General features: G+C 40.8%; 16 protein-coding genes. 1 reads left to right on the forward strand and 15 read right to left on the reverse strand.

Features of this window, described 5'->3' with window-relative positions; all coding sequences use genetic code 11:
• Position 1: 1 nt before the first annotated feature.
• From ABEQ24_RS20860 to ABEQ24_RS20915, 12 genes are all read right to left on the reverse strand, one after another.
• Positions 2 to 808, reverse strand: a complete 807-nt coding sequence (locus tag ABEQ24_RS20860; RefSeq protein ID WP_430008682.1) for a heptaprenyl diphosphate synthase component 1 — start codon at positions 806 to 808, stop codon at positions 2 to 4.
• A 116-nt stretch (positions 809 to 924) separates the two neighbouring features.
• On the reverse strand, positions 925 to 1,152 hold the full coding sequence (mtrB, locus tag ABEQ24_RS20865) for a trp RNA-binding attenuation protein MtrB (protein WP_133310347.1): 228 nt from the start codon (positions 1,150 to 1,152) through the stop codon (positions 925 to 927).
• A gap of 18 nt (positions 1,153 to 1,170) precedes the next feature.
• A complete protein-coding gene (gene folE / locus ABEQ24_RS20870) occupies positions 1,171 to 1,737 on the reverse strand; it encodes a GTP cyclohydrolase I FolE (RefSeq protein WP_430008581.1) in 567 nt (188 codons plus the stop codon).
• A 203-nt stretch (positions 1,738 to 1,940) separates the two neighbouring features.
• The gene (gene hbs / locus ABEQ24_RS20875; protein WP_029280242.1) at positions 1,941 to 2,219 is read right to left on the reverse strand and encodes a non-specific DNA-binding protein Hbs; all 279 of its coding nucleotides are present in this window, start codon (positions 2,217 to 2,219) and stop codon (positions 1,941 to 1,943) included.
• A 525-nt stretch (positions 2,220 to 2,744) separates the two neighbouring features.
• Positions 2,745 to 4,223, reverse strand: a complete 1,479-nt coding sequence (spoIVA, locus tag ABEQ24_RS20880; RefSeq protein WP_430008582.1) for a stage IV sporulation protein A — start codon at positions 4,221 to 4,223, stop codon at positions 2,745 to 2,747.
• A 200-nt stretch (positions 4,224 to 4,423) separates the two neighbouring features.
• Positions 4,424 to 5,143 (reverse strand): hypothetical protein, encoded by a 720-nt coding sequence (locus ABEQ24_RS20885; protein WP_430008583.1) that lies wholly within the window; start codon positions 5,141 to 5,143, stop codon positions 4,424 to 4,426.
• Positions 5,144 to 5,170: 27 nt separating this feature from the next.
• Complete coding sequence (locus ABEQ24_RS20890; RefSeq protein WP_070878173.1) at positions 5,171 to 5,371, reverse strand: DUF2768 domain-containing protein; 201 nt, start codon at positions 5,369 to 5,371, stop codon at positions 5,171 to 5,173.
• 779 nt (positions 5,372 to 6,150) lie between these two features.
• Positions 6,151 to 7,185: an NAD(P)H-dependent glycerol-3-phosphate dehydrogenase gene (locus ABEQ24_RS20895; protein ID WP_430008584.1), complete on the reverse strand. Its 1,035-nt coding sequence runs from the start codon at positions 7,183 to 7,185 to the stop codon at positions 6,151 to 6,153.
• A 15-nt stretch (positions 7,186 to 7,200) separates the two neighbouring features.
• Positions 7,201 to 8,511: a ribosome biogenesis GTPase Der gene (gene der / locus ABEQ24_RS20900; protein WP_430008585.1), complete on the reverse strand. Its 1,311-nt coding sequence runs from the start codon at positions 8,509 to 8,511 to the stop codon at positions 7,201 to 7,203.
• A 163-nt stretch (positions 8,512 to 8,674) separates the two neighbouring features.
• Positions 8,675 to 8,866, reverse strand: a complete 192-nt coding sequence (locus ABEQ24_RS20905; protein WP_070877549.1) for a capping complex subunit for YIEGIA — start codon at positions 8,864 to 8,866, stop codon at positions 8,675 to 8,677.
• Entirely contained in the window at positions 8,863 to 9,759 is an 897-nt protein-coding gene (locus tag ABEQ24_RS20910; RefSeq protein ID WP_430008586.1) for a YIEGIA family protein, read from the reverse strand. Before ABEQ24_RS20910 ends, ABEQ24_RS20905 begins: the two co-directional genes overlap by 4 nt.
• Before the next feature lies 1 nt (position 9,760).
• Positions 9,761 to 10,354: a YphA family membrane protein gene (locus tag ABEQ24_RS20915; RefSeq protein WP_430008587.1), complete on the reverse strand. Its 594-nt coding sequence runs from the start codon at positions 10,352 to 10,354 to the stop codon at positions 9,761 to 9,763.
• A 217-nt stretch (positions 10,355 to 10,571) separates the two neighbouring features.
• On the opposite strand from ABEQ24_RS20915, the gene ABEQ24_RS20920 reads away from it, so the two are divergent.
• The gene (locus ABEQ24_RS20920; protein ID WP_070877552.1) at positions 10,572 to 10,703 is read left to right on the forward strand and encodes a YpzI family protein; all 132 of its coding nucleotides are present in this window, start codon (positions 10,572 to 10,574) and stop codon (positions 10,701 to 10,703) included.
• A 211-nt stretch (positions 10,704 to 10,914) separates the two neighbouring features.
• On the opposite strand, the gene fni is transcribed toward ABEQ24_RS20920, so the two are convergent.
• From fni to ABEQ24_RS20935, 3 genes are all read right to left on the reverse strand, one after another.
• A complete protein-coding gene (gene fni, locus ABEQ24_RS20925; RefSeq protein WP_430008588.1) occupies positions 10,915 to 11,976 on the reverse strand; it encodes a type 2 isopentenyl-diphosphate Delta-isomerase in 1,062 nt (353 codons plus the stop codon).
• Positions 11,977 to 11,988: 12 nt separating this feature from the next.
• Positions 11,989 to 13,134 carry a 30S ribosomal protein S1 gene (gene rpsA / locus ABEQ24_RS20930; RefSeq protein WP_430008589.1) on the reverse strand — a complete coding sequence of 382 codons (1,146 nt, stop codon included), beginning with the start codon at positions 13,132 to 13,134 and terminating at the stop codon, positions 11,989 to 11,991.
• Between the two features lie 129 nt (positions 13,135 to 13,263).
• Positions 13,264 to 13,848, reverse strand: a complete 585-nt coding sequence (locus ABEQ24_RS20935) for a lysophospholipid acyltransferase family protein (RefSeq protein WP_430008683.1) — start codon at positions 13,846 to 13,848, stop codon at positions 13,264 to 13,266.
• Between the last annotated feature and the right edge of the window lie 2 nt (positions 13,849 to 13,850).

A 13,850-nucleotide genomic window follows, 5' to 3' on the forward strand; every position in this document is an offset into this window, starting at 1 on the left:
TTCATAAACCTTCTTCCGCAAGCGTAGTGTATCTTATATCCTGATTATACTTGAATGACTGCAATCTTGCTAACAGGACTTTCTGCAGAGAGGAGGGCTGCTGAAAACAACTTTCTAAAAGTTCGGATGTTTCTTCGAAATAACGGTTGCAAAACTCTTTCAGATATACTCCGGTAAATTCGATTGTGCCGATATTTTTCTTCTTGTTCTCCAAATTCCTCATGATCGATAAAGATTCTGCGTTGTATCTGTTTTTCTCGAGCATTAAGCGCTTGTATGATAAAAATTTTGTCGATAGCTTAGAGAATAAGCCTGCCTGAAAATAATCAGAAACATGCTGAAATAGAGCCGTTTCTACTTTTATGATACTTGCAACGAATGAATCAAAATCACTGACAGTCTCTTCGTACAGGCGAATTTTATGTTCATTTATCTCTTTTATTGCCGTTGCTAACGTTCGAATCATTCCAATATCCTGCATTTCTGATAATAACGCGTAATACAGTCCGCTGAAGTAGTCTCCTGCAAGAACAATAAGCTGTCTTTGCATGAACTCTTCCTGCTTTAAATGAACGGAAGTGGATACTTCATCATGAGTATCAAGGGCAATTTGCACAAGCATCGCTGTAATTATGTAATTCTCTTTTTTTTCATCGGGAAGATCAATCTGATCGAACAAAGCATAGAAGAGGAGCAGTTTATCTTCATCAATCACAGGAGAAGGTATATATTTTGCTAAAAATGGATGAGTGAGCTTTACGTGCAGCGCGTCTTTAATCTTAGCCATTTGTACATAGATGTCTTGCAAATGAATCACCCTTGTCCCCATGTAAATAGAAATTTTTTCGAAAAAATCAGCAACAGCAACAAACAGTCACAGCTCTGAATACTAAATATTATACCATAATTGCAGCAGTCAGAAAATTATCTTCTGGAGTCGCTTTCTATTTCTCCGTAGCTGGTCTGAATAATCGCTTTGCCTCTTATCTTGATGGCAGATGTATGCTCTGTAAACTGTGCAATCATGACCTCGCCTTTATCCAGTTTCTCTGAATGATGAAATCTAGTATCTGATCCGCGGGTAAGACCGATGACATTCACTCCATCTTCCACCGCTTTTATCACTAAAAAATCATTTGTGTTGTCTTTCATATGTACACCCCCGAATCTTTATTCTTTAATAAATGATAATACTTCAGCTCTGGCTGCAGGATCCTTCACAAAAACACCTCTGACAGCTGATGTCACTGTTTTGCTTCCTGGCTTTTTGACTCCCCGCATTGTCATGCACATGTGTTCTGCTTCTACAACCACCATGACACCATGCGGTTCTAATGAATCAACAATGCTGTCCGCAATCGTCGAGGTAATTCTTTCTTGAAGCTGGGGTCTTCTGCAAACAGCTTCAACAGCTCTTGCAAGCTTGCTCAGCCCCGTTACTTTTCCGCCTTTTGGTATGTATGCAATGTGAGCCTTTCCAAAAAACGGAACAAGGTGATGCTCACACATCGAATGAAATGGAATATCCTTTACAAGCACAAGTTCTTCATGGTCTTCGCCGAATATGGTTTTAAAATGCTCTTTTGGGTCTTCATTAAGTCCAGAGAATACTTCGGCATACATTTTAGCAACACGCTTGGGTGTATCAAGCAGTCCTTCGCGATTTGGATCTTCCCCTATCGCCTCAAGGATGAGCCTTACCGCCTCTTCGATCTGCTGAGTATTGATTTGCCCCATACATATCCTCCTAAAAACAATATATTTGATACAGATTCTAGCATAGATAAGAGATTAAAAGCAAAAAATGATGTATCTTGTGAAGTTCATGCGGCAGGCATCTCTTCTCTTTTTTCCAGAACAAAGGAAAAGCCCCTTTAAAAGGGGCTATCCATGGCATTTTTGTGTATGTATTTTATGCATCATACACGGGTAAGAGCACATTATTTTCCAGCAACAGCGTCTTTAAGAGCTTTACCTGGTTTGAACGCAGGCACTTTGCTTGCTGCGATTTCGATTTCTTCGCCAGTTTGTGGGTTGCGTCCTTTACGAGCCGCACGCTCACGTACTTCGAAGTTGCCAAAACCGATCAATTGTACTTTATCACCGTTTTTAAGTGCATCTAAAAGTGTATCGAAAACAGCATCAACCGCTTTGGTTGCATCTTTTTTAGACAATTCGCTAGCTTCTGCTACCGCGTTGATAAGTTCTGTTTTATTCATGCCTTTCACCTCCTCCCAAAGATTGTTTGTTAAGCAATAAAAGCATTCTGTTATTTTCATTTCTTCACAGATTATGCAGAATCTATACATGATAGATATGCATTTTACTGTTAACACGCTAATCTTATACGATTAACGGCTATAATTCAATGATTTTCCGCATGAATATTGGGTTTCAAGGAAGAATCGACCAATGCAGAAAATAATTTCTGATAGTAGATTAACACATCCTTTTTCGCTAAGCAAGGAGAAACCTTTATAAAACCTAGATAAATCAATATGCGGAGCTGCTTTCAGCGAACGTGCATTCCTATAAAGAACTTATTTTACAAAAAAATAACCGCTCATGCAAATGTTATTTTGAAATATGTAAAACTTATTAAAGACACTAATACACATTGAGAAAGAAGTAAAGATTAATTTTACTAAAATAAAATTTTGTAAGCAGTTTGTCATCAGATTGAAAACTATTTTTAAAGACAAAAAGATGACCACTTTTTGTGGTCATCTGTTCTCTTCCCTATTCTATAGAATAATCGCGATTAAACCGCCAGATCCTTCATTAATAATCCGTTCGAGTGTTTCTTTTAGCTTATATCTGGCATTTTCAGGCATTAACGAGAGTTTCGCCTGAATGCCTTCCCTTACAATTGAACTCAGGCTGCGTCCGAAAATATCTGAATTCCAGATGGACAGGGGATTATCTTCAAAATCCTGCATTAAGTATCGAACCAGCTCTTCACTTTGTTTTTCTGTTCCGATAATCGGCGCAAATTCTGACTCCACATCCACTTTAATCATATGAATCGATGGAGCCACAGCTTTCAGCCGGACACCGAATCTTGCACCCTGCCTGATAATTTCCGGCTCATCAAGGCTCATGTCGCTGAGAGCTGGCGCTGCAATGCCGTACCCTGTTTGTTTAACCATTCTAAGCGCATCGGATACTTGATCATATTCTGCTTTTGCATATGCAAAGTCCTGCATAAGCTGCAGCAGGTGATCTTTTCCGCGGATTTCCACACCAACGACTTCTTTTAATATCTGATCATATAAATCATCCGGCGCGTAAAGGTCGATTTCTGCGATACCCTGCCCCATTTCAATGCCTGCAAGGCTTGCGCGGTCAATAAAATCATATTCACTGAAATATCCGACTACCCGGTCGACATCTCTTAGACGCTTAATATCCTGAACTGTGTCCTTAACTGCTTCCTGATAGCTTTCGCGCAGCCAGTGATTATCACGCAGTACCATAACCCAGCTTGGCAGATTCACATTTACCTCAAGTACAGGGAACTCATACAGCGCTTCGCGGAGAACGTTCATAACATCTGTTTCGCGAATGCTCTCAACACTCATTGCAAGAACCGGAATGTCATATTTTTCACTGAGCTGTCTTCTGAGTGTTTCAGTTTCAGGATGATAAGGCTGAACCGTATTAATAATCATGATAAAAGGTTTTCCGACTTCCTTTAATTCCTCAATGACACGCTCTTCCGCTTCAATGTAATCTCTTCTTGGAATTTCCCCAATTGAGCCGTCTGTTGTTATGACGACACCGATTGTTGAATGCTCCTGAATCACTTTGCGTGTGCCGATTTCTGCTGCTTCATGGAAAGGAATCGGCTCCTCATACCACGGAGTATTAATCATTCTAGGCCCATTTTCATCTTCATACCCTTTTGCCCCTGGTACTGTATAGCCAACGCAATCTACCAATCTAATATTGACCTCAAGTCCCTCTTCAACATGAATTGATACCGCTTGATTTGGGACAAATTTAGGCTCTGTCGTCATGATGGTTTTTCCAGCAGCACTTTGCGGCAGTTCATCCTGCGCCCGTGCCTTATCTGCTTCATTATCAATATTCGGAAGCACGACTTGCTCCATGAACTTTTTGATAAAAGTAGATTTGCCTGTTCTTACTGCTCCCACTACTCCGAGATAGATATCGCCGCCAGTGCGCTCTGCGATATCCTTAAAAATATCTACCTTTTCCAAGTGATCCCCTCCCGATCATAGGCTTCTTGGGTTATTGACCGTCTGCTTCTTCGTGTTTTAGGACACTATATATTTATGACGTTGTCCTATTTATTTATGACAGTGATCTGAAATTTTTTTCATTTCATTTTTCTTATATGATGTTAAAAAATGAAAAACCCTTCTTTCAGAGTTTATTTCTCTTAAGAAGGGTTCATGACTTATTTATCTAAAAAGACAGGTTCATTTTTTTCATTTACGGTATACGGCAAGGAAAAGGCCGGAACAAACGGAGAGTCAGCGGCCAATAGATCTCTAATATCTTCACCGGCTGCCGCTTTATGATTCTTTTCACTCAATACTTTATTCAAATCAATGCGGTAATCAACATATACTTCCCCCGTATTATCGATCACAAAAGGAAGTATTTCTCCTGAATAAGGGCTTACAGCATGAGGAGCTTCCTCATAGCCGAGCTTCTTATAGTCCAAAGTAAACACATTTTCAGCTATAACATCTTTATAAGGCGGATAGCCGTTGGATGCTTTATACACATTTAATCTCGTTTTCAAATCACGGATTTCCTCTGAGATTCTGAGGTCAATCAGTTTGACAGTCGGATTTTTTTCAACATCAACAAGAACATACAAGTAAACTCCGCCGCTTTCATAGGATGTCCCAGGGGGTTCAGCCATGTATTTCGGCACTAGCTGGGCAAAATCAACCGGGTATTTCTGATAGATCGGCGTTTCCATATCTCTCGTTTTAATCGGGATCAGACCACCTGAATCTTCTTTAAACCGGTCAACAGTATTTTGCACCCCTGCTATCTGATCTTCATACGGAACCTGATTCTGGCTCAGCTCCTGATCAGGATACAAGCAGCCTGAAAGCAGTGTCATGATAAAAAAAACAGGTACTAGTGAAGCAAGCTTTTTCATGAAAATCTTCCTTTATAGTGTAGTCCATTATTCATTTACAGGTCCGCTGAACACAACGAAAAAGATTAATAATCCTGCAAGAATCATAAAAAAATAGGCAATTGCCGCAAAAGCGATTTTTAAAAACCCTTTCATTTTAAATCTGCTGAAATAGATTGATATAATCGCAACAAACATAAACCCCATTGAAGCGAGAGCAATCCACATCTTCATCAACGCTGGACTCATTCCCTTACCTCCCCTTATTATCCGAAAATATTATATCACACGAAAAGCGGAATCGCCTGTTTAGCTCCGACAGACAGATAAGGATCCGGCTGAAAAGGCGCTTTTTGCCTTTACAGACGGAGCCGTTCTGGCCGAGGAGCTGGACACCACGAAAAGCGGAATCGCCCGTTTAGCTCAGGCATGACAGATAAGGATTCACCAGAAAAGTCCGGTTTTGACTTTTTCGGGGAATCTGTTCTGACCGAGGAGTTAGGCGGTGGAGCTGGACAATAACGAAAAGCGAAACCGCCTGTTTAGCCCATTCATGATAAATATGAAATCTCCCTCTATCCCATTTCCACTTTTTATAAACTGAAATCCAGCCATTTAAGCTGAGGAAATTATGTATGAATAGATGAATTGCACCTGAGTATCCCGCACTTTCAGCAAAACTGAAAGACTTGTCCTATTATATGACAAAAAAAACCGAAGTAAAGAGGGGGCAGCTTTACTTCAGCCATTTTTTTGCTACAGACTAATCGGATCCCATTGATTAGAGCAACTCATAATTTACTACGATGCATTTTATGCGAATTTCTGAGCATTTGCATCCTCTAATGCCTATTTTCATGGATTATACAACCCATTTTTTATAAGCAGAGAGGAAACGTAAGTATGTGATTCAATGCTATAGTGGGATTTACGCATTTGCACCTAGTGGTCCGTTTCATGAGTAAGATTGTTATTCTTTCACAAACTCAAGCTATACTATGCACGTTCCGCCCCTTATGCCACTTGATTCAGCTGCGATTTTCACTAATATTCACAAGATCTTCCATCTCATGTGTTTTCACTCTGGCCATCAGCGAATCAACGGCATCTTTTACTTCTTTATCGTTAAATAATACATCATACAGGGCTTCTGTAATCGGCATTTTCACTTCATATTTTTTGGCAAGCTGATAGGCTGCTTTTGTTGTTCTGACGCCTTCTACTACCATTCCCATGTTTTCGAGCACATCCTCAAGCTTTTGGCCTTTGCCAAGCAAATTGCCGGCCCGCCAGTTTCTCGAGTGTACACTTGTACATGTAACAATTAAGTCTCCAATACCTGTTAGTCCTGAAAACGTTAATGGATTTCCGCCCATTATACTGCCAAGACGCGCTATTTCAGCAAGTCCTCTCGTAATAAGAGCAGCTTTGGCATTATCTCCATATCCAAGACCGTCTGTGATTCCTGCCGCAAGTGCAATAATATTCTTCAGAGCTCCGCCAATTTCAACTCCGATGACATCAGGGTTTGTATACACTCTGAAATGCTGATTCATAAACAAATCCTGAATATGCTCTGCTGCTTCTAGGTTATCGGAAGAAGATGTTACTGTTGTCGGCTGTCTTAAGCTTACTTCTTCAGCATGACTTGGACCTGATAGAACCACTACATCCTGAAGAAGGTCATCAGGCACTTCTTCTTTAATGATTTCAGAAATGCGCAGAAGGGAATCAGGCTCAATTCCTTTACTGACATGCACAATGGTTAACTTATGGTCAATTACTTGTATTACGTCCTGCAGAACTTCCCTTATTGCTTTTGTCGGAACAGCCAAAACCGCGATATTCACTGAATTCAGAGCTTCTGCTAAATCTGTATAGCCTTTAATGGAATCTGAGAGCTCAACATCAGGCAAATACTTGTGATTCCGGTTGGTTTCATTTATTTGCTGAATGAGCTCTTTGCGATGCCCCCAAAGTCTAACTTCATGTTGATTATCTGCAAGTACAATACTAAGCGCTGTCCCCCAGCTGCCTGCACCAAGAACGGCAATTCGTTCCATCCCTATTCACCCCTATTATTTTCTTGCTCGTGCGAAAATTTTAATTGGTGTGCCTTCGAAACCAAATGCATCCCGAATTCTGTTTTGCAGGAATCGCTCATATGAAAAATGCATTAATTCTGGTTCGTTTACGAAAATAGCAAATGCCGGCGGCTTCACTGCAACCTGTGTAGCATAATAAATTTTCAATCTCTTTCCTTTATCAGTAGGCGTAGGATTCATCGCTACAGCATCCATTATGACATCATTCAGGACGCTTGTCTCAACACGCAGAGAGTGATTTTCGCTGGCCAGAATGATCTTTGGCAGCAGTGTATGGATACGGCGGGTCGTTTTTGCCGACAAGAAAACGATTGGAGCGTAATCCAGGAACAAGAAATGCTCTCTGATGTTTGTTTCAAAATCTTTCATTGTTTTTTCATCTTTATCAACTGCATCCCATTTATTGACGACTATCACGACTGCACGTCCAGCTTCATGAGCGTAGCCTGCAATTTTTTTATCCTGCTCAATAATGCCTTCTTCCCCATCAATGACAACGAGCACAACATCTGAACGGTCAATGGCTTTTAAGGCGCGGAGTACACTGTATTTTTCAGTAGACTCGTATACCTTTCCTTTTTTCCTCATGCCGGCGGTATCAATAATAACGAAATCCTGGCCTTCGTATCGGTAGCTCGTATCAACCGCATCTCTTGTAGTGCCTGCGATGTTGCTGACGATGACCCGGTCTTCTCCAAGAAGAGCATTTACAAGGGAAGATTTCCCAACGTTTGGACGGCCGATTAAACTGAATTTGATTGTTTCTTCATCATACTCTTCAGTTACGATATTTTTAAAATGATCAGCTACTGCATCAAGCAAATCTCCAAGCCCCAGTCCATGAGAACCGGAAATCGGGAAAGGCTCTCCAAATCCAAGCGCATAGAAATCATAAATGCTTGCTCTCATTTCTGGATTATCAACTTTGTTTACAGCAAGCACAACAGGCTTTTTGCTGCGGTAGAGAATCTTTGCCACTTCTTCATCAGCAGCAGTCACACCTTCGCGTCCGTTTGTCAGAAAAATAATAACATCCGCTTCATCAATCGCAATTTCAGCCTGCTGGCGAATCTGCGCCAAGAACGGCTCATCGCCAATATCAATTCCGCCTGTATCAATTAAATTAAATTGGTAGTTCAGCCATTCACCAGAACTGTATATTCTGTCTCTTGTTACTCCTGGAATATCTTCGACGATTGAAACACGCTCGCCAACGATTCGATTAAATATCGTCGATTTCCCTACATTCGGGCGGCCGACGATAGCAATTACCGGTTTAGCCATAGCAATCTTTCCTTTCAGCTTGCAGTTTATGTATTTTAATGCGGGCAACATATAAGTTCATATCTTACATTATAAGCTTTCCCTTTTCATGAAAGAAACCCTTCTCTATTTTCGGGAAGGGCTTAACTTTTATATATTAGCAGAGTTTGGCATGTTGTACAACTCAATGCTTTACAATAATGTACAGATCTTCGCCGATACCGTGTGCGATTCCATCTAAAATGGCCTCTAGATTCTTTGCGTAAAAATCCATTTCCTCTTTTGTTTTGACTACAAAAACAGCTGTACCTCCTGTTACTTTTTCAGGGCTTGTCGTTACCGCTGCCAGAATATATTTTTCAAGTGATGTACTCAATGTTTAGACCCGCCTTCATTATTCGCTTTGGACTCACTTGGCATTCTTATTGCATTTTCAAGTGTCGGAACTTCCCCAATTACAGTTTTGGCAAGCTCTTTGTCTCCTCCTTGAGGAAGGACGAATACTCCTACTCTCCCGTCATCCAAATCACGTTTTGCAAGCGGCACTAAGGATGGTTCACCTGAATCCCGGTGGACTCCAAGCGCGGTTGAAACATCGTGCAGGATCGCCTGTCTTTGTCCTAAATTGGCAATTGTCGTTCTTGCATTATAATTTTTAGGAGTCAAAATAAAGCCCATGCCATATTTTAATACAGCTTTCTGTTTGTCAGGTATCCCTATGTTCATGATATATATATTATCTATATATAATCCTGCACCTTCAAAATGAGGTTCTTTATATTCAATATGTACGATATCCTTCAATTTACTTCCTGCCATTAATTTTTTTGATACAAGCAGACAAATGACTCCTGCAGCCGCGGCTGCCCATACGTTTACAACCAAATAAACTAACGTCGTCACTAAAGACGTGAAAATGACCAGATAATTTCTGCTTTCAAAAGCAACGGCAATTCCCTCAATATACGTGCTCCCCCTTGAAACAAGCTCATATCGGTCAAGCTCCGTTAAAGTATTCCTTTCCATATTTCTCACTTCTCTGAATTGTGATGCAGCAAGTGTCAGAAAAGTAATGGCAGTAAATTCTTCCTCCATAATAGCGGGTATGGCAATCGTTCCAAGCCCTGCGGCAATAAAGCCCAGTGCAACATGAATGATTTTCCCATGCAAGTACGTTGGGTACTGTCTGTAATCTGTGCGCAGCATATATAGTCTTGAAGCCACACCAAAAGCAACACCGAATAATATCGGAAGAGTATATTCATTCATTTTATGCCTGCTTCCCCCTTGCTGATTTTTGAACCTGCTGATTTATTGATGCCGTCACTTGTTCTAAGTAAGTCCATGTGCATAAGATAAAAAAGCCTATTGCAGCCATATTTAAATAATCAGAAGTTCCAATTGTTAAGCCTTCATGAAATTTTCCAAGGATGACCCAAAACAATAATTCTCCCTGACTCATCGAAAGAATCAGCAGCCCTAACCGCTCGCGCATACTTTCCCCAAGATAAAGAGCTAATATACTGATAACCCCAATAATGACAAAAAAGCGGTCGACTATAAACCATACAGGGTCAAAGATTTCAAATAAATGAATGCCTGCATATGCACTGGTTAACGTCATTACTGAAAAAAAGTGATAAACTTTCCGCATGCTTCCTGCGGCCAAATAATAACCAGCACAAAGTGCCATAATAAAGGAAACTCTAATTGAAAAGGAAGACACCTCAACAAATAGTTCCCCGCACGCTATGAATGCTAAAATTATCACTGATATCCATGTTCGCCTGATAGATTTTTGAAGAAAAAAAGCTGCAACAATCCAAGCTCCCCACAAAATCCAATAGTAAAAGACATTGTCCACGATCCTCACTCCTATTGTTCCTATTATGGGAGGATTTTTTGAAATTTAATCCACATCTCGGGTGAAAATTGCTGTTTATGTATTGAATGCTGGATCAATTGAGCTTTCTTGAAGGAAACATTGGAGTTGGAGCTGCAGCGGATCGCGGCCTCATAAAATGGAATTCATGTGTAACGGATGCTTGAGTCATACTAAGGAATAAAAGGAGGGATATGAAATGGGACGTGACCGTCAAGAAAAAAAGCTGAAAGCAAGTAAACGGGTCGAATCTGACCGAGATCAATCGCTGCATTATAAAGGAGCCACTTCTTTAGAAAGCCCAGAGGAATCAAGAGCCCGAAATAAATAGGCAGTCAGGGTTTCTTCACCCACAGCAAACAGTGGCTGTCCAGAAAGTGTGTCTTCTCATCATTTGTTGTTTTTGATGAAAAATCTTGCTCGTTCCTTTCCGCGGGGAGACAGGAAATAACATTGTCTTTCCTGCCTGCATTATTTTGGGACTTATTGTACAGTCCCTTTCTCCAAAACAAAATCCGCACCCTGTAACAGGATGCGGATTTTTATTTTGCGATAATTCGATTGCTGAACACTTTTGTGTCAATGGTTCGTTCCGTTAAAATATGATGTGTCATACCGGATAAAATGACGGGTGCCTGCTGAAGCTGTTGGATGCTTTCTGCTCCAACGGCTGTCATAATCATTCTTAAATCTTCCTGAACGCTTTTAATTTCAGAAACAAGTGAATCATAGCCGTCTTCCATCAAAATTTTCAAAAAGAAACCGGCCATTCCTGCGCCTGATGCGCCGAGAGAAATTGCTTTAGCTATATCCATCGCGTTTTGAATGCCTCCAGACCCTATGATAGAGATGTCTTTAACTGATGAACTTAACTCTGCTATTGAAACGGCTGTTGGAATTCCCCAATCATTGAAATAAGCTAACAGTCTGTTTCTTCTTTCGTTTTCAATTTTTGCAAAGTTCGTTCCGCCAAATCCACCGACATCGATGGCTGCCACGCCTGCATTTCTCAGTTGTTCGGCCGCTTCACGGTTAATGCCGAATCCAACTTCTTTCACAATAACCGGAACCTCTGCTGCATTTGCTATCGCAGAAATTCTTGTTAAAGCACCGCTGAAATCTCTGTCGCCCTCCGGCATAACCAATTCCTGAACAACATTCAAATGAATTTGAATAGCATTTGCTTCTATCATATCAATAGCCGTTTTTGCCTGATCAGGCGTTGCTTCACTTCCAAGGTTTGCAAAAATCAGTCCTTTTTGATTAACCTTTCGCACCACTTCATAGGAAGGTCTTTCTGAAGCATCTCGAATAGCAGACATTTGGGAGCCGACAGCAAGCGGAATTCCGCACTCAGCTGCTGCTGCGGATAATGCTTCATTAATTTTGACTGTTTCTAAGCCGCCTCCGCCTGTCATTGCATTGATGAAAATTGGCGAACTTAGAACAAGTTCGCCAATTTCAGTGTGCAGATCAATGTGATGAACAGCCGTATCAGGCAAGCTCTGATGCAGAAACATGACATCATCAAATCCATTTTCTCTTAGCTGCCCTGTTTTTAAAGCATGATGTATATGGTCGATCTTGCGCTTAGCTCTGCTCACATTTATCACCGTTTATTTCAATTTATTTAATTGATCGCCAATCATTTCGCCTAGTTGAAAACCTGAAGACTCTTCTTTAGCCTGATAATTGCGGTAATCCTCTTCATCAGCTTTAGATGGGCCTTCTAATTCACGAATGCTCAGGGAAATGCGCTGTTCGTTTTCATTAACGTCTAGTATCTTCACTTTAACTTCTTCATTCTCTGAAAGCACTTCATGCGGTGTGCCAATATGCTTATTCGAGATTTGAGAAATATGAACAAGACCTTCTACCCCGGGAAGAATTTCTACGAATGCACCGAAAGAAACCAATCGTTTCACTGTGCCGTCCACGACATCGCCAGCTTTTACTTTACCTGCAATGTTCTCCCATGGTCCAGGAAGGGTTTCTTTTATAGATAATGAGATTCTTTCATTATCACGATCAATCGAAAGGACCTTCACCTGTACTTTTTGTCCTTCTTCTACTACTTCAGACGGTTTGTCAACATGGTTATGCGACAGCTGTGAAATGTGAACAAGCCCGTCAATGCCGCCGATATCGACAAATGCCCCGAAATCAGTCAGTCTCTGAACCGTTCCTTCAAGCACTTCGCCTGCTTTAATCATATCTAATCTCTGCTGTTTCTTTTCGCCATGTTCTTTCTCGACTACGGCACGATGAGATAAAATTACACGGTTCTTCTCACGGTCAATCTCTACAACCATAAGGGACAGTGTTTTTCCTTTATAGTCAGAAAAATCTTCAACAAAGTGAGATTCCACTAATGATGCAGGAATGAATCCTCTTACTCCAAGGTCAACTACGAGGCCGCCCTTTACTACATCCTTGACTTCTGCTTCAAATACTTCTTTTGATTCGAATTTAGCCTGCAGCTGATCCCAGGCAAGATCTGCGTCAATTGCTCGTTTAGAAAGGATTAATGCTTCATCCTCGACTTTTGTCACTTTTAGCTGCAATTCTTCATTTTCACTTACAACATCAGAAGCTTTTTCAACGTGGAGACTGGATAATTCACTGATAGGAATAATACCGGTATGTTTCACGTTATCAATTTCAACAATGACCTGTTTGTCTTCAACTTTGGTAACGATCCCTTTTAGAATGTCACCAACTTCTGGTGTTTTTACTTCTACATCATTCATGTCTTCAACCATTCCAATTACCTCCTTGGTCACAACCTACGACTTAGTTGGATATGTATGAAATCACTTTTTAGAATAAAGTGAAAATACTCTTTTTACTAACTTCTAATAAATGTTACATTTTGTCAAGTAGTAAGACTCTTAAGAGCGATGTTTTTCGAGAAGTTCTGCAATTTTCGACATAATCAGCTCAGTTGCTTCTTCAGCAGTAGCTTTTCTTTCTCTTAAAGGGTCCAGATTGATAGGCTCGCCGAAGAAAACTTTTACTTTCCGAAAAGGCTTATACGTGCCGATAACCGCGCAGGGAACGACTAAAGCATTAGATCTGAGGGCGAAAAAACCCGCTCCCGCAAGCCCTTTGCCAAGCTTCCCGTCTTTGCTTCTTGTGCCTTCAGGGAATAATCCCAAAACGCCGCCTTCTTTCAGCACATTTAACCCATTTCTTAAAGCCTCCCGGTCACTCATGCCCCTTTTAACAGGGAAAGACCCAACTTTTCTGACTATACCCCCTAATACAGGGACTCGAAACAATTCTTCTTTCGCCATAAAATGCACTTGTCTTGGAGCTGATATCCCGACTGTAGGAGGATCTAAATTATCAATATGATTCGAACACAACAGAACAGCTCCATCTTTAGGAAAATGTTCTTTCCCTTTTACTTCGATCCGGTAAAGAGGAAAGAACACTGAAGCTACAACACCTTTGGCAAATTGATAAAAGTTCATTT

The organism is Metabacillus idriensis, from assembly GCF_050483325.1.
Taxonomy (GTDB): Bacteria; Bacillota; Bacilli; order Bacillales; family Bacillaceae; genus Bacillus_P; species Bacillus_P idriensis_A.